The sequence below is a fragment of the Flagellimonas aurea genome, from assembly GCF_017313785.1.
Lineage (GTDB): Bacteria > Bacteroidota > Bacteroidia > Flavobacteriales > Flavobacteriaceae > Flagellimonas > Flagellimonas aurea.
This window is the reverse complement of record NZ_JAFLNL010000007.1, coordinates 111,443-132,804: the sequence shown is the minus strand read 5'-3', so window position 1 is coordinate 132,804 and position 21,362 is coordinate 111,443. Positions and strand designations below refer to the sequence as shown.

Sequence of the window (21,362 nt, the reverse complement as noted above, 5' to 3'; positions counted from 1 at the left end):
ACTGATTCTTAAAAATGTTCTGTCAAGCTGTGGTGCGAATCAATGAGCGGTCCTCCGTTCATGATCTCATCCGATGCTTGACTTGCAAATTTATCAAAGTTAATGTGGAACGAGTGCGCCAATTGAATGGCCTTGCTCACATACGCTCCTTTTTGCAACCACGTGTTCATTGGGTCCAAAATTTCTGTTGGTACTCCTGGACAATATTTTGGCATGTATAAACCAAAAATCGGATGGGTATCAAAGTCCACATCATCCAATTTACCTTCAAGAACAGCAGAAATCATTGCCCTAGTGTATTTAAGCTTGATTCTTGACCCCACTCCGTAAGGTCCTCCACTCCATCCGGTATTTACCAACCAGACGTTTACCCCGGAGGCTTTCATTTTTTCGCTCAACATTTCCGCGTACACCGCTGGGTGCAATGGCATAAAAGGTTCCCCAAAACATGCGGAGAACGATGGAACGGGCTCCGTAATACCAGCTTCTGTCCCAGCCACTTTGGCCGTATAACCAGAAATAAAATGATACGCCGCTTGACCAGGGGTCAGTTTGGATACCGGTGGCAACACCCCAAAGGCATCACAAGTTAAGAAAAAGATATTCTTGGGGTTGGATGCGTAAGAAGGTTCCTGAATGTTATCGATATGGAAAATCGGATAGCTTACCCTTGTGTTCTGGGTAATGGAACTATCAGAATAATCCACTTCTTTGGTTCCTTCCTTAAATACTACGTTTTCCAATAAGGCTCCTGGTCTAATCGCCCTGAAGATATCCGGCTCCTTTTCTTCTGTAAGGTCGATCACCTTGGCGTAACACCCTCCTTCAAAATTGAAGATGGTATCCTCCTTGGTCCAGCCGTGCTCATCGTCCCCGATAAGTTTACGATCGGGATCGGCGGACAAGGTAGTTTTACCCGTACCTGACAATCCAAAGAAAATTGCGGTATCCCCTGCTTCGCCAACATTGGCGGAGCAGTGCATGGGCAATACCTCTTTCTCTGTCGGCAATATCAGGTTCAATGCAGAGAAAATTCCTTTTTTCATCTCACCCGTATAGGCAGAGCCAGCTACCAAGGCAATTTTCTTGGTAAAGTTGAGTATTGAGAAGTTGCCACTCAATATTCCATATTCAGATGGGTTCTGAGCTTCATACCCGGGAGCACAAAGCACCAACCATTCTTCTTCAAAGTTTTCGAGTTCGGTCTCATCCAAACGCAAGAACATATTTTTGATGAAGTAATTGGACCATGGATATTCGGTTATGGTCCTAACATTCATTCTATATTTTGGGTCTGCACATACATAGGCATCCCTTACAAAAACTTCCTTGCCATCGAGGTAGCTGGTGACCTCATCATATAACTTATCAAAATTTTCGGGAGATACTGGTTTGTTTATTCTGCCCCACCAAACTTTGTCCTTGGTGTATTCGTCCTTCACCAAAAAACGGTCTTTTGGAGATCTACCGGTAAACTTTCCTGTATTTACACACAGGGTGCCGTTATCCGTTTCCACCCCCATGTTATTTTCGACGGTCAATTTTTGTAGTGTCTCGGCATCAAGATTCCATTGTGCGCGGACATTTTTCAATCCATACTTGCTTAGGTCTTTGGTTGTGCTCATTTCTGATGTTTTTTAATGGTTAGAAGCTCCAAATCCATGGAACTAGTACTAATGTTGCTATAAAGAAAAGTAGCAGTAGTGGTCCGCCTACTTTCATATAATCTATAAACTTATATCCTCCCGCTGCCATGACCATTGCGTTTGTGGTCGTTCCTACTGGTGTCAAGAATGCAGTGGATGCGCTTATGGCAACGGCAATCATAAAAGGTTTTGGGGAAACTCCCAAGGTCATTGAGGCCATAATCGCTATGGGTGCCATCAATACTGCTGTAGCCGAGTTATTGATTGTTTGACTAAAAGCCGCTGTCAACAGGAAAATACCTGCCAAAAGAGCCACGGGGTGTATGTTTCCCAAGGTATCCACCAAGCTATTGGCGGCCAATTGTGCGACTCCTGTTTTTTGCAAAGCCAAGCCCATGGGGATCATGGCCGCTATCATTACCACGCTGGTCCAACTGATCCCATTGTAAGCTTTACTTATGGGCACACAGCCGGTCAACATCATTATTCCTGCGCAAACCAATGCGGCAATAGCTCCCGGCAATATATTAAATACCAAAAGTAGAATCATCAGTACCAAAGTACCAAGAGCAATATAGCTCCTAGTGGTGAGTTGATCCACATTTTTGGACAAGGCTTCTGGACTGCCGGATATCACCAGGTTTTCATACATGGATTTGAGTGCGATGATATTTTCCCACTGACCACGAATCACAAACGCATCACCTGCCTTGATCTCAATTTTTCCTGTCAAAGGTGCATTATCCCTAGAAACCGCCAGAAGTTGCACTCCTGCTTGACGAAGATAATGTCCCAAATTAATGGTCTTTCCTACAAAAACTGATTTTGGCGTTATAATCATTTCCGCCATGCCCACCTCCTGATTGATCAACTCTTTTTTAAGCATATCGGATTCAGGTTTAAGGGGGATTACCCCTAAATGGAACTTAATCACCAACTTATCTACATCCTCTGGTTCACCTTTTACGGTTATGATATCGTGATATCGCATTTCTGTATCCAGCCCTGGCATTTCCACAAATTGTGGAATTCTGTGCAGTTTGTTCGGATGCCTTCGCTTAAGGCGCATTACAGATACCTTGTGCTCACTCTCAAAATTCCAATCCTTGATCTTGGTATTGATCAATTGCGACATGGAACGTATGCGCAATCTGTACAGGTTATCTCCGATACTATAGTTCTCTATCCATTTGTGCATTTCCTGATCTATGGCCATGGGCTTGTTATTGGTTCTATGGTCTGGAAGCAATTTATGGCCCACATACCTAAAATAGAGCACGGAAATAATCAGGAGCGGCACCCCTATCAATCCAAATTCAAAGAACGAAAAACCCGTAAACCCATTCTGTGCCAATGCATTGCTCACTATAATGTTTGGAGGTGTACCCGTTAATGTCAGCAATCCCCCGGTATTGGAGCCAAAGGCTACGGGAATCAATAATTTTGATGGAAGTGTGCCAGCGTTCCAAGCTGCGGTCACAGTTACGGGAAGCAATGCTGCGACCGTTCCCGTGTTGCTCACAAAACCCGACAACAAGCTGGAGCCCAAAGTAACGATGACCAATAGTCGCGATACATTCTTTCTTGCCCATTTCACAAAAAATTGCCCCGCCATTGCGGTCCATCCCGTTCGGGAAAGCCCTTCCCCTATTATAAACAGGGCCGCGATCATGATCACGGTCGGATTACTGAACCCGGCCAAAGTCTCTCCCAAATCTAAAATACCCGTAAGAAAGAGCGACAACATCGCCATGAGGGCGACCACATCGGGAGGGAACTTTCCCCAAACGAACAAAACAATGGTGATACCTAAAATAATCAGCAGTGGCAGCATGCTAAAAAGGTAAAAAGGTTAGTCCAAGGCCAAAACAGGTATCTCGGAGTGGAGGGTCAACAGTTTGGTCAACCTACCCTCCGAAGGGGTACTTTTTTCGGTATGGTTTCGTGGCAAAATGGTTAACAGGTCTATGTTTTTTTCTTTGATATAGTCAAGGATACCTTGCTCTATGTCCTCATTTTTAGTGAATGTATGATCAGCATAAAAATGCTCCAAGTAGTATTCCAATAAATTTTCATTGGATTCTATTACCGCCTCTTCATCATATATCGAATCTTTGTAAATGGTGAGCACATGAACCCTGGCATCAAAAGTTCGGGCCACATCCAAAAGGGTGCCCAAAACCTCTTTATCATCAATTCGTTCCCCGCCCATTACCAAAGCAATGTTTTTGGGATCCTTGATTTCGGTTCCATAGGGAATGGAGATTACAGGACAATTGGCTTCCAGCACCAATTTTGAGGTATTTGTTATGGCCTCATCCGTAATCTTATCTCCCATGGTGCCCATCATGATTAGATCGGCATCACTCTTTTCTTGTACGGACAGGATAGTATTGATTACTTCTCCCGTATCTGTAATAAATTCAGGAGCAACTTTTAATCGCACTTCGAAAGACTCCAAAACTTTGAAGAAATCTTTTCCCAGTTTTTCATTGTCAGATGCGCTTATGGGCATGGCACCAACATACAGACCAACAATGCCAATGAATTTCTCCGTGCCCACAAAATTGACCACATATTCCAAAGCATTGACTGATGCTTCGGAAAAATCAAAAGGAATTAATATTTTATTTAAACTGCTCATACCTAATATATTTATTGATTTCTATTCTCGATTCAAAAGTAGAATCGACCTGTGACCTAAAACATGACAGATATCAGTAACTTCGATTTTTATCCCCGATTTTTCCAAAAAACGAGTTACTATAAAAATCCAACGGGTTATTTTATTGCTGCCATATTGGTTATATTTAGGGACCGAACAACAACGTAATATTAAAATGGATTTAGTAATAGGAATTGATATAGGTGGAACCAAAACCAAGATAGGTTTGGTGGACAAACATGGCGAATGCTACGAAAAAACATTTTTTAGGACCAAAGAATATCCCAACCTTGATAATTACCTGGATAAAATAAAATCTACCGTTGATGAACTTTTAGAAAATTTCGGGAAAGATGCCAACATTATCGGCTGTGGTATCGGGGCACCAAATGCATCCAGTAAAAACGGCACCATTGAGAGTGCCAGTAATCTGGCTTGGAAAGGAAGTGTTCCCTTGGTAAAACTGCTCAAACAGCGATTGGATATGCCCATCCGAATCATGAACGATGCAAGTGCCGCTGCTTTGGGGGAAATGCTGTTCGGAGGTGCCAAGAATATGACTGATTTTATTGTGATTACCTTGGGCACCGGTTTTGGAGCCGGAATTGTTGCCAACGGTCAACTTATTGACGGTTTTGACGGCTTTGCCGGCGAGTTGGGCCATGTGGATATGACCATTGGCGATGGAAGGCTTACCGGACTCGGTGTAAAAGGAGGATTGGAAGCTTATGTCTCCGCCACAGGCCTAAAACGTACCGTAATGTACATGCAGAGCAAATATCTGGTGGATAGCAGGTTCAGGGATATTGCCTATAACGACCTTCACGGAGAGGATATTACCCAAGCCGCTGAAGAGGGCGATGAGATTGCACTGAAGGCATTTGACTATACGGCCCGAATTATGGCACAGGCCTTGGCAAATTTTACGGCCTTTACCCAACCCGAAGCATTTATTTTAATGGGCGGGCTTACCAATAGCGGAAAATGGATCATGACACCTTTGGAAAAATACTTTAATGGTTTCTTGTTGGATGTCTACAAGGGAAAAGTAAAGCTCCTGCATTCCTCAATGGAGGGGAAAACGGCAGCCATTTGCGGTGCAGCTGCCCTTATTTGGGAAAACGAAAAGAAAAAACAACTTTAAAAATATCCTAGGTATATAGAAAATCAATCTATGACAAGTATCATAACTTGTCATTTAATTTAATGGAAAACTTTGTACTCCAACAATCAAAAACCGCTGATTATGGAGCTCTCAAAGTTTCTTTCATATTGGCTTTGTTCCATAGTTTTCGCTTGTTTTTCAATACAGTTTGGTTATACTCAAAATTCTGAGGAAAATGAATATGGGTCTTGGTTGGTTCTTTGTGGAACCGCCAAAGTTCACGAAGATTGGAGCATACCGGCGGTTGGGATTATCCGCCATCATCAAATGCTTGACAAATATGGCTTTTTCTTTTTTAGAACAGGGGCATCCTACAAAATAAGTAAGGCCTCTACTTTTACCGGAGGGGTTGCATTACTCAATTCCAATTCCTATTTGGAACCCAATGATGTAGTGAACACAAACCAGTTTTGGTTGTATGGGGAGTATAACTTACAGACAGAGTTCAACGATAATTCCTTGGATCATCGTATCCGTTTGGAAAACCGAAGGCTTATCAATACAGAAGCGCCCAAGGCGAACAATAGAATCAGGTACCGTCTTCAATATGTTCTACCTATTTATAAGGATATCTATTTTAAGGCTTTTGATGAGCTATTTCTTAATCTGAAGGGAAATGCATACGGTGAAAATAGAGTTTTCATTGGGGTCGGGAAACAACTTGCCCCAAATCTAAAAGCGGATATCGGATACTGTAACAGGAGGTTTAAAAATTACCGTGAGGATATGGTAAGGCTGAGTCTGAACTTCAATATTGACCTTACCAAAGATGACTGGGCACTACAACCAAACAAATAACCTAACACACTAAAAAACAATCGTTTCCTCTCCATTTTGAAACCTGATTATTATCATATTTTCTGATTTGGGATAAATCTACCTTTAACATAGTTAAATCGTAGAAGTCATGAAACCAAAAAAGAACCCAAACGCAGAAATTGGACGCAACAGCAGTCTATATTTTATGATAGGACTTACTTCGGTATTGTTCATGACATGGCAATCCTTTGAAGTAAAGTTCTATGAAGAGGAATCCAAAGTTTCTGAAGTTGTACAGCTAACCGACGAACTTAAGGAAGATGTACCTATTACCGAAATGATACGTACCGCTCCACCTCCGCCCCCACCTTCTGCTCCCAATGTTATTGAGATAGTGGATGATGTGGAAGATGTAAAAGAGACCATAATAGAAAGTACCGAGAGTAGCCAAGAAACTTATATTGAGGATGCCGTAGTTCGAATTGAGGATGTTGATGTGGAAGAAGTCGAAGAAGATATCATAGTGCCTTTCGCTGTTATTGAACACGTACCTGTTTTTCCTGGATGTGAGGGCCTACAGACCCAAGCGGAACGCAAAGCCTGTTTTAATGAAAAGGTTCAGGAGCACATCAAGGCAAATTTCAGCTATCCGAAATCCGCTCTAGAAATGGGGATTACAGGTAGGGTTTACGTACAATTTGTAATTGATACCAACGGACGGGTCGTAGGCATAGAAAAAAGAGGACCGGACAAACTATTGGAACAAGAGGCCGCGAGAATCATCGCTGCACTGCCCAAGGTAAAACCCGGTGAACAAAGAGGTAAGCCCGTAAGCGTTAAATACAGTATACCAATAAACTTTATCATGCAAAATTAAATCACCGAACATAGCCCAAAAAGAGGTCCAAGTGAATTTGCTTGGGCCATTTTTATGCAGTAAACATGAGGTTTTGCCATGGTTCTGGATCATTACATAGCGCTATTCATTGTTCCTCAGGACCTTCAATATGGCAATACTGACATTTATCATGTTTTTTGCAAACCATCAAAAGTACATTTGACCTATAATGTAATGGTATGCAGCTTATGTGCGAATTAATTCAAAAATATAATGTTCCAGGTCCTCGATACACGAGTTATCCTACTGTTCCCTATTGGGACATGGAAACTTTTTCAGGAAAAAAATGGAAGTCAAGCGTAATCCAAGCTTTCGAGGAAAACCCCGAGGAAGGAATCAGCATTTATATACATCTGCCCTTTTGCGAGAGCATGTGCACCTTTTGTGGTTGCCATAAGCGCATCACTAAAAGGCACGAAGTGGAATCTCCTTATATCACAGCTGTTTTAAAGGAATGGGAACTTTATGTGGAATTGATGGGGTCTAGACCTGTAATCAAAGAACTTCACCTTGGTGGTGGAACACCGACCTTCTTTTCGCCTGAGAACTTAAAAATGTTGATCAACGGTATTACACGACTTAGTAAAAAGGCGGATACCATTGAATTTAGTTTTGAAGGGCACCCCAACAACACCACCAAAGAACATTTACAGGTCCTTTACGGTGTAGGATTTAGGAGAGTATGTTTTGGCGTACAAGATTACAACCTTACCGTTCAACGGGCCATCAACAGGATTCAGCCGTTTGAAAATGTAAAAAATGTTACCGAGTGGGCCCGTGAGACAGGGTACACCTCGGTTGGGCACGATATTATTTACGGTCTTCCTTTTCAAGATTGCAGTGATGTGGAGCAGACCATAATGAAGACCAATGCCATAAAACCGGACCGAATAGCCTTCTACAGCTATGCACATGTGCCGTGGCTCAAGGGAAATGGTCAGCGCGGGTATAAAGAAGAGGACCTTCCCTCTTCCATAGAGAAAAAAGCACAGTACGAAATGGGCAAAAGAATGCTTGCAGAGTTTGGCTATAAAGATGTTGGCATGGACCATTTTGCCCTTCCCACGGACAGTCTATACCAAGCCTTGGAAAATGGAACCCTACACCGAAATTTTATGGGCTACACCCCCTCCAAAACCAAACTGATGATTGGTTTGGGAGCCTCCAGCATCAGTGATAGCTGGTACGGGTTTGCCCAAAATGTAAAGAATGTGGAAGAATACCAGAATTTGGTTTCACATGGTGTAATCCCTATTTTTAGAGGACACATTTTAAATGAGGAAGACCAAATTTTGAGAAGACATATCCTCAATATTATGTGTCGATTTGAGACAAATTGGAAACCTGAAGAAAAAGAAGTCGTTGATTTTGAGAACATTCTGGCCAACCTATCCGAACTGGAAGCAGATGGCCTTGTTAAAATAGAGGACAAAACCATAAAGGTGACGGACAAAGGCAGGCCTTTTGTCAGAAATATCAGCATGGCTTTTGACCTTAAAATGCACCGTAAAAAACCGAATACCCGAATATTTTCCATGACCGTTTAACCTAAAAAAGCAAAAAAATGAAAAGTATAATCGTACCCGTTGATTTTTCAAATCAATCAGAAAAGGCCCTAAAAGTGGCCGCCTCATTGGCCAAGGAACAAAATGCAGAGCTATTTGTCCTACATATGTTGGAGCTTTCGCCAGCCATTATGGGTGAATCTGGATATATTTCCCAAGAACAGGTGGTACACCTAATCAAGCTTGGTGAGAAACGTTTTTCCGATTTTTTGGACAAGCCTTATCTAAAAGATATCACGGTTACCCCGGTTATCAAACACTATAAAGTGTTCAGTGAAGTCGCCGAAGTCGCCGAAAAACACAAAGCAGACCTTATTGTAATGGGTTCCAATGGAGCAGATGGCCTTCAAGAAATCTTCATCGGTTCCAACACAGAAAGAGTAGTAAGAACCTCTGATGTACCTGTATTGGTCATCAAAGGGAACGAAGTGGACAATTTTAACCCAAAAAACTTCGTCTTCGCCAGTGATTTTGAGGAAGAAAGTGTACCCGCCCTTAAAAAGGCAAAAAAAATGGCCGAGCTTTTGGGCTCAAAACTGCATTTGGTGTACATTAATACGCCAGGAGACGAGTTTATGAGCACCAACGATGCCTATGCCAAGATATCCAAGTTCCTGGACGAGGCCAATGTAGGCATGGAGGTTGAAATCTTTAACGACTACACGGTGGAAAAAGGAGTGATAAACTTTAGCAAAAAGATTGGAGCCGACCTTATAGGCATTCCAACCCACGGTAGAAGGGGTCTATCCCATTTCTTTATGGGCAGTATTGGCGAAGATATCGCCAACCATTCAGAAGCTCCGGTAATCACCTTTAAAATTTAAAGGATTACATTTTTGATTGGTTTCATGTAATTCAAAAAAAGGGGCAATCTTAAGATTGCCCCTTTTTTTAGTGCTTTGCTTCTACCAAGGTCATCCGTGAAACCTATCGTATGCCGCCTTTTCCAAACCTTCCCTATGATCAGGGTGCGCAATGGAAATAAGTGCTTTGGCACGTTGCTGCAAATTCTTTCCAAATAAGTTAACGACACCGAACTCAGTGGCCACATAATGCATATGGGCGCGAGTTGTGGTAACCCCTGCACCTTGCTTTAAAAATGGTGTTATCTTGGAAACTCCTTTTTTGGTAGTGGCGGACATAGCAATAATAGGCTTACCTCCTTTTGAAAGGGATGCCCCGCGCATAAAGTCCATTTGCCCTCCTACACCAGAGAACTGGTATCCTCCAATGGTATCCGCACAGACCTGTCCTGTAAGATCAATTTCTATGGCACTGTTTATTGCAGTTGCTTTGGGGTTTCTACGGATTCTTGCCGTATCATTGGTATAACCGGAATCCCTGAAGTCACATATTGGATTATCGTCTATAAAGTCGTACAGTTTTTGGGAGCCCACGGCAAAACAGCTCACTATTTTACCTCTTTTCACTGCTTTTTCTTTCCCATTGATCACACCACTTTCCAATAAAGGCAAAACTCCATCCGAGAACATCTCTGTATGGATTCCAAGGTTTTTATGGTTGCCCAAGTTGGAAAGCACGGCATTTGGTATGTTTCCTATTCCCATTTGCAAAGTAGCCCCGTCATCAATCAAAGATGCTACATGCCGACCAATCTCTTGTTCCACTTCCGATGGCTGAGTTGGGTCATGCTGGTGAATGGGACGATCGATCTCTATAGCAAACTCTATTTCGTCAATATGGACAATCCCCGTACCATGGGTACGTGGCACTTTGGGATTTATCTGTGCCACTATCTTTTTTGCAGTCCTTACCGCGGGCAAAGCCACATCGACTGAAACTCCCAAAGAACAATAACCATGTTTGTCCGGAGGTGAAACCTGCACAAAGGCCACATCCAAAGGCAAATATTCGTCGGCAAACAACCAAGGTATCTCACTTAAAAAAACAGGGATATAGTCCCCCATATAGGTATTTACAAAAGTCCTAACATTACCGCCCACAAAACAGGCGTTTAAGGTAAACGCTTCGCAATAAGGAGCCCTGGTATACTTTGCATCTCCTTCGGTGTGGATAGAAATTATCTCAACATCCTTCAGCTCATGGTGACGCTCACAAAGTGCATTTATCAATTCGTTGGGGGTCATAGCCGCTCCTTGGAAAAAGACCCGGTCGCCTGATTTTACAATTCCTACCGCTTCTTCCGCTGATGTTATTTTCATTCTGGATTCGATTTTTAGGGTTGATGGCATTCTATGGTCGCCGATACGGTGTCGGCCGGGGCTGCCTTTGGGGAAACATAGGGTATTCCCAATCCAAGCCCGCGCACAATAAACAAAACACCAATGATGACCACAAATACCGGTATCAATTTCTGTATTCTAGATTTTATCGAGGTACTGAACATTCCTTTGGAATAGACCACCAAGGACATTAAAGGTACGGTGCCCAAACCAAAAATCATCATGTAGAGCCCACCTTCCAAAGGGTTTCCCATGGCCATGGCCCCCAAAAGCGCCATATATACCAGACCACAGGGTAAAAAGCCGTTCAAAAATCCTATGGTCAAAAAGGTATCGGGTGTCTTTTTTTTGAGTTCGGCCCCAAGTTTGGATTTTACCTTGCCAATAATTGAGTAAACGGGTGATAAAAGCTTATGCCCGTTAAAGTATTTTCCAGGAATGAGCACCAAAATGATCATTAAGGCACCAATACCGATGGAAAGCTTCTGTTGGATACCGAACAGGGACAAACCCTTGCCCAAAAGTCCGAAAAGCAATCCAATGATTCCGTAGGCCAATAACCTCCCGAAGTGGTAAATGGACAGTTGTACCGTCTTTTTTACATTGTTGTTCTGCTCCAATGGCAACATAAAGGCTATTGGCCCGCACATGCCCAAGCAGTGCAAACTTCCCAACAATCCCAGAACCAAAGCAGAGGTCAACATGATCAGTACACCAATTTTTGTTTATGTAAAAAGGAATTACCTTCGTATTCCCAGTTTATGGAAATGTCCCAGCGACCGTCCACCAAGCGATTGTCAGGTATGAGCAAATGTGTTTTGGACAAACTTATAGGAAAGTTTGTATCCAAATGCTTGTTAGACGGTCTGTATAGGGACACTGTTCCACTTATCTTATTCGGGTTGAAACGCTCTGGAAAATAAATCATCAAGCCTTCGGCCGTTTTTTCAACGGTAAGGTTGGCATTCATTTCCATAGCGGTTTTTGATGCATCTATCTGCTGTTGATAGGCCAATTCTTTCTTATAATATTCCTCCGTTACCAAATCGTGGTTGGCACTGTCATCCGTGCTCATCCTAACCACAAAGTATAGGATAAAGCTTATGAAGCCTATAAATGCCAATACGATTCCTGTTCCCCAATTAATTTTCATTATTTTCTTTTTTAATTATAACTCCTTGGTGCCAAAAACTGCGTCACCGTGGTTTCTATGAGTTTCTCTCCACTATATACACCAATCTTCAATTTGTCCTTATCACCGTTCAATGCCGAAGCGTTTATTTCGATGAACAACGTTCCTTCCGTAAGCTCCTCTGCAGGAACGGTAAACTTATCTTGTGAAACCATTTTGATTTCTCCATTGTGCGACATCAGTTCAAAAGACACATTTTCGATATCCTTGGTGGTCTTGTTCATCAATTTATAGGTGTAAACGTTACTGATGATATTGTTCTCTTTTCGCTCGTACAGTTGCCCTGGCAAACGTAAAATATTTGCTTCGACCTCGTTCCGCATAAACAACATTCCGATCAAAACCCCTATCAAAACAACAAGTACCGCGGTGTACCCCTTCATCCGAGGTGTAAACTTGAACTTGTTCTTATGGGTAATCTCGTCTTCACTGGCGTATCTGATCAACCCTTTGGGCTTATCGATGCTCTCCATAATGTGATCGCACTCATCGATACAGGCGGTACAGTTCACACATTCCAACTGTGTCCCGTTACGGATGTCTATTCCCGTAGGACAGACATTTACACATTGTAGGCAATCAATACAATCGCCATGTCCGAGCGCTTCCCTGTCTTCATTTTTTCTGAACTTTTTGCGCCCATTTTCACCTTCGCCCCGTTTATGATCATAGGCCACCACAATGGATTTATTATCAAGCAATACCCCTTGCAATCTTCCATAAGGGCAAGCAATGATGCACACCTGCTCCCTGAACCACGCGAAGATGAAGTAGAACACTCCAGTGAAAATCAGCAACGGAACCATGGTGCCAAGGTGCTCCATTGGACCGTCCGTGATATAGGAAATCAATTGATCACTGCCAATCAAGTACGCCAAGAAAACATTGGCAATTAAAAAGGAGATAATGAAGAATATGATCCACTTCAATACTCTTTTCCGAATCTTCTTGCCCGTCCAAGGTGCTTTGGCCAATCGCATTTGCGCACCTCGGTCACCATCTATCCAATATTCGATACGGCGGAACACCATTTCCAAAAAAATGGTCTGGGGGCACATCCATCCACAAAAAATACGCCCGTAGGCCACTGTGAACAGTGCGATGAAAATCACTCCAATGATCATGGACACCACCACCAAGTGAAAATCCTGCGGCCAAAATGGAACCCCGAATATATTGAAGCGCCTATCCAGCACATTGAACAACAAAAACTGGTGCCCGTTGATCTTGACAAAGGGGGCTGCTATCAAGAAAATCAGCAGAAAGTAACTTACGTACTTTCGGTAATCGTAATACCGTCCACTGGGTTTCTTTGGAAAGATCCAATTCCTTTTTCCTTCTTCTGTGATTGTGCCTATGGAATCCCTAAAATTCTCTTCCATCGAATTTGTGATTTATCGATTCATATACTACCATAGACGGCCCTAAAAGGCTACTGCATGGCTACTTCAGTTGAGTCCGAAACCTGCTCTGTCGGCGGGGTTTCAGATTCGGTTCCATTGGTATCTTCTGGAGCATTTGGGTCCACCCAAATTTCACCTTCAGGTTCCTTTGGATTGGCGGGTGTGGTTCCGCCCAATGAGATGACATAACTGGCCACCTGGGCTATTTCCGCAGGCTTTAAGCTTTGCTTCCATGCAATCATCCCTTTACCGTCACGTCCACCTTCGGAAATTGTGGTGAAGACATTTTTGATGCCTCCGCCCAATATCCAATACTTATCGGTTAGGTTAGGCCCAATGGACCCACCTCCATCTTGTGTATGACATGCAACACAATTGGTCTGGAAAATTTTCTCCCCAGCGGCCAAGTCCGATTCATTCGATAGGAACTCTACCGTACTGGCATCCACCAAATCCTTTGCGGTCCTTTTATATTCTTCTATGGCCTGCTGTGCAGCAGCAACTTCTTGTTCGTATTCCTGTGCTTGATCATAATCCCCAATAACATGAAAACGCACCAAGTACACTACCGAGAAAATTATGGTGCCATAAAAGAGGTATACCCACCAAGGAGGCAATACGTTGTCCAACTCACGAATACCATCGTAATTGTGATCGAGGACAATTTCCCCTTCGCGCTCAATGGAGCGGCTCTTGGTCAAATTTTTCATGAGATTTTTGGCCCATGTCCATTCGTACTTTTTGCTTTTGGCCTCTAAGTAGCGCTCCTTGCCTTCTTCTGAAAGGGTTTGGAACATTATGTTCTCTATAGAAGCCAATATCAGTTCTATGGCAATAAGAATCATTAAAACCAACAGCAGGAAAAACTGTGTGATCGGATATTCGATAATTGCAGGTTTATCACCAGAGTCTATAAAGAATTCCATCAATCCGAAGATCAAAAAGAATAGAACGGGGACTCGTATCCACCAAGGTGTTTTTGTGCTCATAATGTTATAGTTTGTTTTGTTGATCATCGTTATCCAAAGGCAGTTCGGACATCTCCCTTATGTGTTCCTTGGTGGCGGTGAAAACCCACCAGAACAATAACACAAAAAACACAAAGAAGATAAGCAGGGAAACCATGGGATAGTTGGCTATCCCGTCGATGGTTTCCATATGTTCTTTTACAAATTTCAACATGGTTATTTGTTTTGAGATATAGTTTCTTCTGTTCCTTCAATTTTGATATCGGTACCCAATCGCTGTAGATAGGCAATCAAGGCTACGATTTCACGATCTCGCATTTCCACAAAATCCAATCCATTTTCCTGTGCGTACTTTTTATCCGCTTCGTACGTTCTCTCAAATTCTGGGTCTGCGTAAAGACTCTTTTCAATTGACGCTGCTTGCTCTGCCATGGATTCTGGTGCATTGGCAATATCTTCTTCTGTATAAGGTACTCCAAGTTTTACCATGGTTTCCATTTTGGCCTGAATATCGCTACGATCGTGCTCATCTGTCACCAGCCATTCGTACGATGGCATAATGGAACCTGCGGACGTACTCTGTGGATCGTACATATGGTTCAAGTGCCAGCTATCGGAATATTTTCCACCTACTCGAAGCAAGTCAGGACCTGTACGTTTACTACCCCACAAGAACGGGTGGTCGTAAACAAACTCCCCTGCCTTGGCATATTCGCCATAACGCTCCACTTCACTACGGAACGGACGAATCATTTGCGAGTGACAGCTCACACAGCCTTCTCTAATATAAAGGTCCCTCCCTTCCAACTCTAATGGTGTATAGGGTTTAACACTGGTAATCGTAGGAATATTGGATTTCACCAAAATGGTCGGTACAATCTGAATGATACCACCAATCAAGATGGCGATGGTGGCCAAGATGGTCAATTGGACGGGTTTTCTTTCCAACCAATTGTGGAAGGTTTCGCCCGCTACTCTTCTTTTCGCAACGCGTTCCAAAGCTGGAGCTTCTGCTGCTTCATCTTCGACCTTACTGCCCGACCTAATTGTTCTTACCACATTGTACAGCAGTACGAACATACCCAAGATGTACAAGGAACCTCCAATGGCCCTCATCCAGTACATGGGGATAATTTGGGTAACGGTTTCCAAGAAGTTACCGTAGACCAAGGTGCCATCTGGGTTGAATTCCTTCCACATCAAGGCTTGGGTGAATCCAGCTACGTACATGGGCAGGGCATACAATACAATACCCAAAGTTCCGATCCAGAAGTGGAAGTTTGCCAATCCTTTGGAGTGGAGTTCCGTTTTGAACATTCGGGGCACCAACCAATAAATCATACCAAAGGTCAAGAATCCGTTCCAAGCCAAGGCACCAACGTGAACGTGGGCAATGATCCAGTCACTAAAGTGGGCAATGGCGTTTACGTTTTTCAAAGAAAGCATGGGGCCTTCAAAAGTGGCCATACCATAACCTGTGATAGCAACCACCATAAATTTTAATGTAGCATCGGTGCGCACCTTGTCCCATACACCGCGAAGGGTCAACAATCCGTTGATCATACCACCCCAAGATGGAGCAATCAACATGATGGAGAATACCACACCGAGGTTCTGTGCCCAATCAGGCAATGCAGAATACAACAAATGGTGGGGGCCAGCCCAGATATAAATAAATATCAATGACCAGAAGTGGACAATGGACAGTCTATAGGAATAAATGGGACGGTTGGCCGCTTTGGGAACAAAGTAGTACATCAAACCTAAGAAAGGTGTGGTCAAAAAGAATGCCACCGCATTGTGACCATACCACCATTGCACCAAGGCATCTTGCACACCAGCGTAAACGGAGTAACTCTTCAAGGCCGTTACTGGCAATTCCAAGCTATTGAAGATGTGCAGCACTGCTACGGTTACAAATGTGGCCAGATAGAACCAAATCGCCACATAGAGGTGCCTTTGTCTTCTTTTTAAGATGGTACCGATCATGTTCCAACCAAAAATTACCCAAACTACCGCAATGGCCAAATCTATCGGCCACTCCAATTCGGCGTATTCTTTGGATGTGGTGTACCCCAAGGGCAAGGTCAACGCTGCAGCCACAATGATCAATTGCCACCCCCAGAAGTTGATGTTGCTAAGGATATCACTGAACATTCTTGCTTTTAGCAAGCGTTGCAGCGAGTAATACACCCCTGCAAAAATGGCGTTCCCCACAAATGCGAAGATCACGGCATTGGTATGCAATGGACGCAAACGCCCAAAACTCAACCAAGAGATACCTTCGGTGACATTGGGAAACAAAAACATAAAGGCCAACAAGAGACCTACTGCCATACCCACTACGCCCCATAGAATGGTGGCGTATAAGAACTTTTGTACGATTTTGTTATCGTAACGGAACTGTTGTATTTCCATATTTATTGGTTTGTGCTTTTAGTTTGTTCGATTTCCTTTTTATTTAGGTTTGATTTATCCTTGTCCTTGACCACCTCATCTTCAAACAACATTCTTACCGATGGGGTATAGGTATCATCGTATTGTCCGCTTTTTACCGAAAAAACAAAGGCTATAAAAAAGACTATGGCCACCGTTATGCTTATGGCCAACAACACATAAATAACACTCATACCTGCCTGAATTTAGGTGTAAAACTACTCTGATGGTTTTCCTCAAAAAATGACATATATCAGCTTTCTAAATTTTTTAATTCTTTTCCCAAATAATTTGTTGCCAAGGTGGTAAACACCACTATACTAATGGAACTCAGAGGCATCAAAATAGCGGCAATCACGGGCTGCAACTGGCCTGTCACGGCAAAATACAGTCCCACCACATTGTAGCAGAGCGACAACAAAAAGCTCATTTTTATGATGCGCATGGACCGTTTGGACAGTTTTATGAACTTTGGCAGCATTTTCAACTTGCTGGCATCCAAAATTCCATCACAAGCGGGCGAAAACACATTGATGTTCTCCGAAACTGCCAATCCCACATCGCTTTGGGCCAAAGCTCCTGCATCGTTCAATCCATCGCCCACCATCAAAACCTTGTGTTTTTCCTGTAGCTGTTTGATGTAGTCCAACTTATCCTCGGGCTTTTGGTCAAATAGCATCTTTGTCTTTTCTGGAAGCACTTTTTGCAATTGGGTTTTTTCCCCATCGTTATCGCCCGAAAGAATGCCGAGTTCCAAATCATTCGAGAGTTCATCAAAAATTTGGCTCATCCCCTCCCTATAGGTATTCTTGAACACAAATCTTCCTTTTACATCTTCATCGGCACTTACATAAACCGCCGTGTTCGCAATGGAGTTGGATTTGCTTTCCCCCACGTAGGATGCCGACCCCACTTTTATGGAATGATGGTTATATTTTCCTTCGATACCCTTTCCCGTATGCTCTTGAAACTCTTCCAAGGTCATTATGGAATTGGATTGTAAAATATCGTAAAGTGAGCGGCTCAAGGGGTGGTTGGAAGCCCTCAAGGTCGTTTTTAGAAGTGCGGTTTCTTCTTCTGTAAGCTCCATACCTTCATAATGGATGGTATCCTTTTGATTGGTGGTGAGCGTACCCGTTTTATCAAAAATGGCGGTATCGATTTTGGCCAAACGTTCGATTACATTAGTGTTCTTCAAGTAGAACTTATATTTTCCAAAAATTCGGAGCATATTGCCCAAGGTAAACGGAGCTGCCAAAGCAATGGCACAGGGACAGGCTATAATGAGTACAGAAGTGAACACATTGAGGGCCAAGCTTGGGTCAAAAATCAACCAAAAAATAGTGGCAGCCGTAGCAATGCTCAACACGGCAATGGTAAATCGTTTGCCTATGCTATCGGTAAGGGTTTGGAATTGGCTCGCCTTGTCTTTGGAAAATATGGAATTGCCCCAGAGTTGGGTCAAGTAACTTTGGGAAACGGATTTTAGCACCTCAACTTCCAAGACTCCCGAAAGTTGCTTTCCGCCTGCAAACAGTTTTTCTCCCGATTCCTTGAATACGGCATCGGACTCACCCGTTACAAAACTATAATCAATTTCGGCCGTTCCTTTGATGAGGATACAATCCACAGGAATAATCTCGTGGCTACGGATCAGGACTCTATCCCCTACTTCAATATTGTAAATCTGGATGTTTTCCTCTTCCCCGTTTTTCTTCAGACGGGTTACGGCTATGGGAAAATATGACTTGTAATCCCTCTCAAATGATAGGTAGGCATAGGTCTTCTGCTGAAAGAACTTGCCCAACAATAGAAAGAACACCAAGCCCGTGAGGCTGTCAAAAAATCCAGAGCCCAAGTCAAATATGATATCAATCGAGCTTCTTAAAAAGAGCACCAAAATTCCCAGTGCGATGGGCACATCAATATTCAATAATTTGGAGCGGATACCTTTGTAAGCGGAAATGAAATAATCTTGTGACGCATAAAATACTACGGGCAAGGAAAAGGCGAACATCAACCACCGAAAAGCGTGCTTGTACTGATCCAACCAAAATTCTTCTACCTCAAAATATTCTGGAAACGAGAACAGCATTACGTTCCCGAAGGCAAATCCTGCCACGCCCAATTTGTAAATTAAGGAACGGTCGACCTTTTTTCCTTTTTTGTTGTATTCCTCCAAGGAGATATAGGGCGCGTACCCGATACTTCCCAATAAGAGCACCAAGGCTTTAAGGGAAAAGTCTTCTGTTTTATAAGTGACCCGTATGGTCTTTTTGGGAAAATCGACCTGAGAAACTTTTATGGCCGAATGCAGTTTGTTCAAGTTTTCCAAAACCCAGATACAGGAACTGCAATGAATGGTAGGAATGCTCAAACTGACCACTTGCACGCCATCTTCATTAAATTCCAAGAGTTGTTGCGCGATTTCCTGGTTGTCCAAAAAATCGTATTTCTGACGAATTTCGTTCGGGGTAGTACCTGCCTTTCCCTCTATTTCGTAGAAGGTGGACAGGCCATTGGATGTAAAGATTTCGTAGACGGTCTTACAACCGTTGCAACAAAAATCCTTATCATCAAATTGAACGCTGCGGCCACCGCATTCGTCTCCACAATGATAACAGGTCGAATCTGCCATTTCACATTTGCTTTACCTAGTGCAAATTTGTAATACTCTTCTTCCTAAAAATATGATATTTATCAGTTACCAATAATTCCTTGTCCCTTAAATTTGTTCTCTCAGGTAAACTAATCATTATGGAAAGCAGGTGTGAAAATTGTATCATCAGGCAGTTCAACTCCCTTCGCGCGATGAGCAAGGAGGAATTAAAACAGGTTTCCGACTCCAAAACCACACGCACCATTAAAAAAGGTGAGCCCATTTTTGAAGAAGGGGATAAACTCAACGGCGTCTACTGTGTACGAAACGGAGTGTCCAAGCTTTCCAAGCTTAGTGCCAATGGCAAAGACCAAATCGTAAAATTGGCCAGCAAGGGCGAAGTTTTAGGGCAACGTTCCGTAATATCCCAAGAAAGCACCAACCTTTCCGCCATTGCAATCAATGATATGGAGGTGTGCTTTATTCCCAAGGAAAGCATCAACAATACGCTTCAAAAAAACCCAAACTTTACTTTGGAGGTATTGCGGCATATGGCCCATGATCTTAAGGAGGCCGATGATGTAATCGTAAATATTTCCCAAAAGACCGTAAAGCAAAGAATGGCCGAAGCCTTCTTATATCTTCAAAACAATTTCGGGGAGGATGCTGAAGGTTACTTGGCACTTACCCTATCCAGAGAAGATATTTCCAATGTGGTTGGAACCGCTACAGAATCCGCTATTCGAATTATTTCCGAATTTAAAAAGAAGGGGTTAATCCAAACTTCGGGCAAGAAAATCGGCATTAAGGACGAGCGCAAACTCCTTGAAATGGTCGAAGGCTTTTAGTCTATTTTCCAAAACCTGACAATTGTCATAGTATCCCCTACCCCTTGGTTCTAATTTTATCGCATCGTAAATCTTAGTCCGATGCAAAAGATATTAATACCTACGGATTTTTCGGAAAACGCATGGAATGCCATTGATTATGCCATGCAATTGTTCCGCAACAGGCGTTGTACATTTTACTTGCTCAACACCTATACCCCGGTTATCCCGAGCAGCCGATTTATGGCCAAAATGATTGATGGAGTACGCATTGTAGATGCGGTTAGAGAGAATTCTGAACAGGGGCTGAACAAGACCGTCAGGCGTATCCAGACCAAATACGGCAATCCCAATCACAGCTTTGAGACCATTTCTTCCTTTAATCTTTTGGTAGAGGAAGTAAAAGATATTGTTGAAACTTTCGGCATTAACCTGGTGGTAACCGGTACTAAAGGGGCTTCTGGTGTGGATGAAGTATTTATGGGAAGCAATACCGTACGCATAATCAAAAGTGTGAGAAAATGTCCTGTTTTGGCCATTCCTTACCATTTTGAATACGTTACACCAACTGAAATTGCTTTTGCTACAGATTTCAACCGTTTTTATACTACTTCTGAATTGGAACCTCTCTTGGATCTGGCCAAAATGTTCAAAGCGACCATTCGTATTGTACACGTACAATATGGCATTAAAGCCCTCACAGAGCTTCAGCAGTTCAACCTGAACATGCTTCGCCGCTATCTGAACGATGTGGAGCATTATGTGCATACGGTTTCGGAACTTAATTCAGTTTCCCACACCTTGGAAACTTTCTCCAAAGAACTAGGCATCCACTTATTGGCCATGCTGAACTATCAGCACAGCTACATGGAAAAGATGACCCGTGAACCGATAATAAAGCGAACCGCATTTCACACGCAAATACCTTTATTGGTGATTCCAGAATTGGGCATGGAAGGTGTTTCCATAAAATCTAAAGAAGAACAAAAAGTAGAAGCTGAAGGTTGATAATCCCGTATTATCTTTATACCATAT

At 42.9% G+C, this 21,362-nt stretch carries 19 protein-coding genes; 7 read left to right on the top strand and 12 right to left on the bottom strand.

Going from position 1 to position 21,362, the window contains the following annotated elements:
- Positions 1-8: 8 nt before the first annotated feature.
- From pckA to J0656_RS13090, 3 genes are read right to left on the bottom strand one after another with little or no spacing between them, the layout of a single operon-like run.
- The gene (pckA, locus tag J0656_RS13100; RefSeq protein WP_207034636.1) at positions 9-1,625 is read right to left on the bottom strand and encodes a phosphoenolpyruvate carboxykinase (ATP); all 1,617 of its coding nucleotides are present in this window, start codon (positions 1,623-1,625) and stop codon (positions 9-11) included.
- A 19-nt stretch (positions 1,626-1,644) separates the two neighbouring features.
- Positions 1,645-3,480: an SLC13 family permease gene (locus tag J0656_RS13095; protein WP_207034634.1), complete on the bottom strand. Its 1,836-nt coding sequence runs from the start codon at positions 3,478-3,480 to the stop codon at positions 1,645-1,647.
- 18 nt (positions 3,481-3,498) lie between these two features.
- Positions 3,499-4,290 (bottom strand): universal stress protein, encoded by a 792-nt coding sequence (locus tag J0656_RS13090; protein ID WP_207034631.1) that lies wholly within the window; start codon positions 4,288-4,290, stop codon positions 3,499-3,501.
- A 196-nt stretch (positions 4,291-4,486) separates the two neighbouring features.
- Between J0656_RS13090 and J0656_RS13085 the strand changes: the two genes are divergently transcribed.
- The 5 genes from J0656_RS13085 (at position 4,487) to J0656_RS13065 (ending at position 9,522) form a co-directional block, all read left to right on the top strand.
- On the top strand, positions 4,487-5,455 hold the full coding sequence (locus tag J0656_RS13085; RefSeq protein ID WP_207034629.1) for an ROK family protein: 969 nt from the start codon (positions 4,487-4,489) through the stop codon (positions 5,453-5,455).
- Positions 5,456-5,557: 102 nt separating this feature from the next.
- Entirely contained in the window at positions 5,558-6,274 is a 717-nt protein-coding gene (locus J0656_RS13080) for a DUF2490 domain-containing protein (RefSeq protein WP_207034627.1), read from the top strand.
- A 109-nt stretch (positions 6,275-6,383) separates the two neighbouring features.
- On the top strand, positions 6,384-7,112 hold the full coding sequence (locus J0656_RS13075) for an energy transducer TonB (protein WP_207034625.1): 729 nt from the start codon (positions 6,384-6,386) through the stop codon (positions 7,110-7,112).
- 209 nt (positions 7,113-7,321) lie between these two features.
- Positions 7,322-8,680, top strand: a complete 1,359-nt coding sequence (gene hemN, locus J0656_RS13070; protein ID WP_207034623.1) for an oxygen-independent coproporphyrinogen III oxidase — start codon at positions 7,322-7,324, stop codon at positions 8,678-8,680.
- 17 nt (positions 8,681-8,697) lie between these two features.
- A complete protein-coding gene (locus tag J0656_RS13065) occupies positions 8,698-9,522 on the top strand; it encodes a universal stress protein (RefSeq protein WP_207034621.1) in 825 nt (274 codons plus the stop codon).
- Positions 9,523-9,612: 90 nt separating this feature from the next.
- Here the strand turns inward: J0656_RS13065 and J0656_RS13060 are convergent, their stop codons facing one another.
- From J0656_RS13060 to J0656_RS13020, 9 genes are read right to left on the bottom strand one after another with little or no spacing between them, the layout of a single operon-like run.
- On the bottom strand, positions 9,613-10,881 hold the full coding sequence (locus J0656_RS13060; RefSeq protein ID WP_207034619.1) for an acetyl-CoA hydrolase/transferase family protein: 1,269 nt from the start codon (positions 10,879-10,881) through the stop codon (positions 9,613-9,615).
- A 14-nt stretch (positions 10,882-10,895) separates the two neighbouring features.
- On the bottom strand, positions 10,896-11,606 hold the full coding sequence (locus J0656_RS13055; protein ID WP_207034617.1) for a sulfite exporter TauE/SafE family protein: 711 nt from the start codon (positions 11,604-11,606) through the stop codon (positions 10,896-10,898).
- Between the two features lie 2 nt (positions 11,607-11,608).
- Entirely contained in the window at positions 11,609-12,055 is a 447-nt protein-coding gene (locus J0656_RS13050) for a FixH family protein (protein ID WP_207034615.1), read from the bottom strand.
- An 11-nt stretch (positions 12,056-12,066) separates the two neighbouring features.
- The gene (gene ccoG / locus J0656_RS13045; protein WP_207034613.1) at positions 12,067-13,476 is read right to left on the bottom strand and encodes a cytochrome c oxidase accessory protein CcoG; all 1,410 of its coding nucleotides are present in this window, start codon (positions 13,474-13,476) and stop codon (positions 12,067-12,069) included.
- Between the two features lie 50 nt (positions 13,477-13,526).
- Positions 13,527-14,486 carry a cbb3-type cytochrome c oxidase N-terminal domain-containing protein gene (locus J0656_RS13040; RefSeq protein ID WP_207034611.1) on the bottom strand — a complete coding sequence of 320 codons (960 nt, stop codon included), beginning with the start codon at positions 14,484-14,486 and terminating at the stop codon, positions 13,527-13,529.
- Between the two features lie 4 nt (positions 14,487-14,490).
- The gene (locus J0656_RS13035) at positions 14,491-14,679 is read right to left on the bottom strand and encodes a cytochrome C oxidase subunit IV (RefSeq protein ID WP_067037876.1); all 189 of its coding nucleotides are present in this window, start codon (positions 14,677-14,679) and stop codon (positions 14,491-14,493) included.
- A gap of 2 nt (positions 14,680-14,681) precedes the next feature.
- A complete protein-coding gene (gene ccoN, locus J0656_RS13030) occupies positions 14,682-16,883 on the bottom strand; it encodes a cytochrome-c oxidase, cbb3-type subunit I (RefSeq protein ID WP_207034609.1) in 2,202 nt (733 codons plus the stop codon).
- A 2-nt stretch (positions 16,884-16,885) separates the two neighbouring features.
- Positions 16,886-17,095: a cbb3-type cytochrome oxidase assembly protein CcoS gene (ccoS, locus tag J0656_RS13025; RefSeq protein WP_207034606.1), complete on the bottom strand. Its 210-nt coding sequence runs from the start codon at positions 17,093-17,095 to the stop codon at positions 16,886-16,888.
- Positions 17,096-17,154: 59 nt separating this feature from the next.
- The gene (locus J0656_RS13020) at positions 17,155-19,539 is read right to left on the bottom strand and encodes a heavy metal translocating P-type ATPase (RefSeq protein ID WP_207034604.1); all 2,385 of its coding nucleotides are present in this window, start codon (positions 19,537-19,539) and stop codon (positions 17,155-17,157) included.
- A gap of 119 nt (positions 19,540-19,658) precedes the next feature.
- On the opposite strand from J0656_RS13020, the gene J0656_RS13015 reads away from it, so the two are divergent.
- Positions 19,659-20,348: a Crp/Fnr family transcriptional regulator gene (locus J0656_RS13015; protein WP_207034602.1), complete on the top strand. Its 690-nt coding sequence runs from the start codon at positions 19,659-19,661 to the stop codon at positions 20,346-20,348.
- A gap of 81 nt (positions 20,349-20,429) precedes the next feature.
- Positions 20,430-21,335 carry a universal stress protein gene (locus tag J0656_RS13010; protein ID WP_207034600.1) on the top strand — a complete coding sequence of 302 codons (906 nt, stop codon included), beginning with the start codon at positions 20,430-20,432 and terminating at the stop codon, positions 21,333-21,335.
- The last annotated feature ends 27 nt before the right edge of the window (positions 21,336-21,362 follow it).

Bases quoted from the DNA above. Each gene is read 5' to 3' on its own strand.
- J0656_RS13060 (WP_207034619.1), bottom strand. From the start codon at position 10,881: ATGAAAATAACATCAGCGGAAGAAGCGGTAGGAATTGTAAAATCAGGC.
- J0656_RS13095 (WP_207034634.1), bottom strand. From the start codon at position 3,480: ATGCTGCCACTGCTGATTATTTTAGGTATCACCATTGTTTTGTTCGTT.
- J0656_RS13050 (WP_207034615.1), bottom strand. From the start codon at position 12,055: ATGAAAATTAATTGGGGAACAGGAATCGTATTGGCATTTATAGGCTTC.
- J0656_RS13075 (WP_207034625.1), top strand. From the start codon at position 6,384: ATGAAACCAAAAAAGAACCCAAACGCAGAAATTGGACGCAACAGCAGT.
- J0656_RS13085 (WP_207034629.1), top strand. From the start codon at position 4,487: ATGGATTTAGTAATAGGAATTGATATAGGTGGAACCAAAACCAAGATA.
- ccoN (WP_207034609.1), bottom strand. From the start codon at position 16,883: ATGGAAATACAACAGTTCCGTTACGATAACAAAATCGTACAAAAGTTC.
- J0656_RS13055 (WP_207034617.1), bottom strand. From the start codon at position 11,606: ATGTTGACCTCTGCTTTGGTTCTGGGATTGTTGGGAAGTTTGCACTGC.
- J0656_RS13035 (WP_067037876.1), bottom strand. From the start codon at position 14,679: ATGTTGAAATTTGTAAAAGAACATATGGAAACCATCGACGGGATAGCC.
- J0656_RS13065 (WP_207034621.1), top strand. From the start codon at position 8,698: ATGAAAAGTATAATCGTACCCGTTGATTTTTCAAATCAATCAGAAAAG.
- ccoG (WP_207034613.1), bottom strand. From the start codon at position 13,476: ATGGAAGAGAATTTTAGGGATTCCATAGGCACAATCACAGAAGAAGGA.
- hemN (WP_207034623.1), top strand. From the start codon at position 7,322: ATGTGCGAATTAATTCAAAAATATAATGTTCCAGGTCCTCGATACACG.
- J0656_RS13020 (WP_207034604.1), bottom strand. From the start codon at position 19,539: ATGGCAGATTCGACCTGTTATCATTGTGGAGACGAATGCGGTGGCCGC.
- J0656_RS13010 (WP_207034600.1), top strand. From the start codon at position 20,430: ATGCAAAAGATATTAATACCTACGGATTTTTCGGAAAACGCATGGAAT.
- J0656_RS13040 (WP_207034611.1), bottom strand. From the start codon at position 14,486: ATGAGCACAAAAACACCTTGGTGGATACGAGTCCCCGTTCTATTCTTT.
- ccoS (WP_207034606.1), bottom strand. From the start codon at position 17,095: ATGAGTGTTATTTATGTGTTGTTGGCCATAAGCATAACGGTGGCCATA.
- J0656_RS13090 (WP_207034631.1), bottom strand. From the start codon at position 4,290: ATGAGCAGTTTAAATAAAATATTAATTCCTTTTGATTTTTCCGAAGCA.
- J0656_RS13080 (WP_207034627.1), top strand. From the start codon at position 5,558: ATGGAGCTCTCAAAGTTTCTTTCATATTGGCTTTGTTCCATAGTTTTC.
- J0656_RS13015 (WP_207034602.1), top strand. From the start codon at position 19,659: ATGGAAAGCAGGTGTGAAAATTGTATCATCAGGCAGTTCAACTCCCTT.
- pckA (WP_207034636.1), bottom strand. From the start codon at position 1,625: ATGAGCACAACCAAAGACCTAAGCAAGTATGGATTGAAAAATGTCCGC.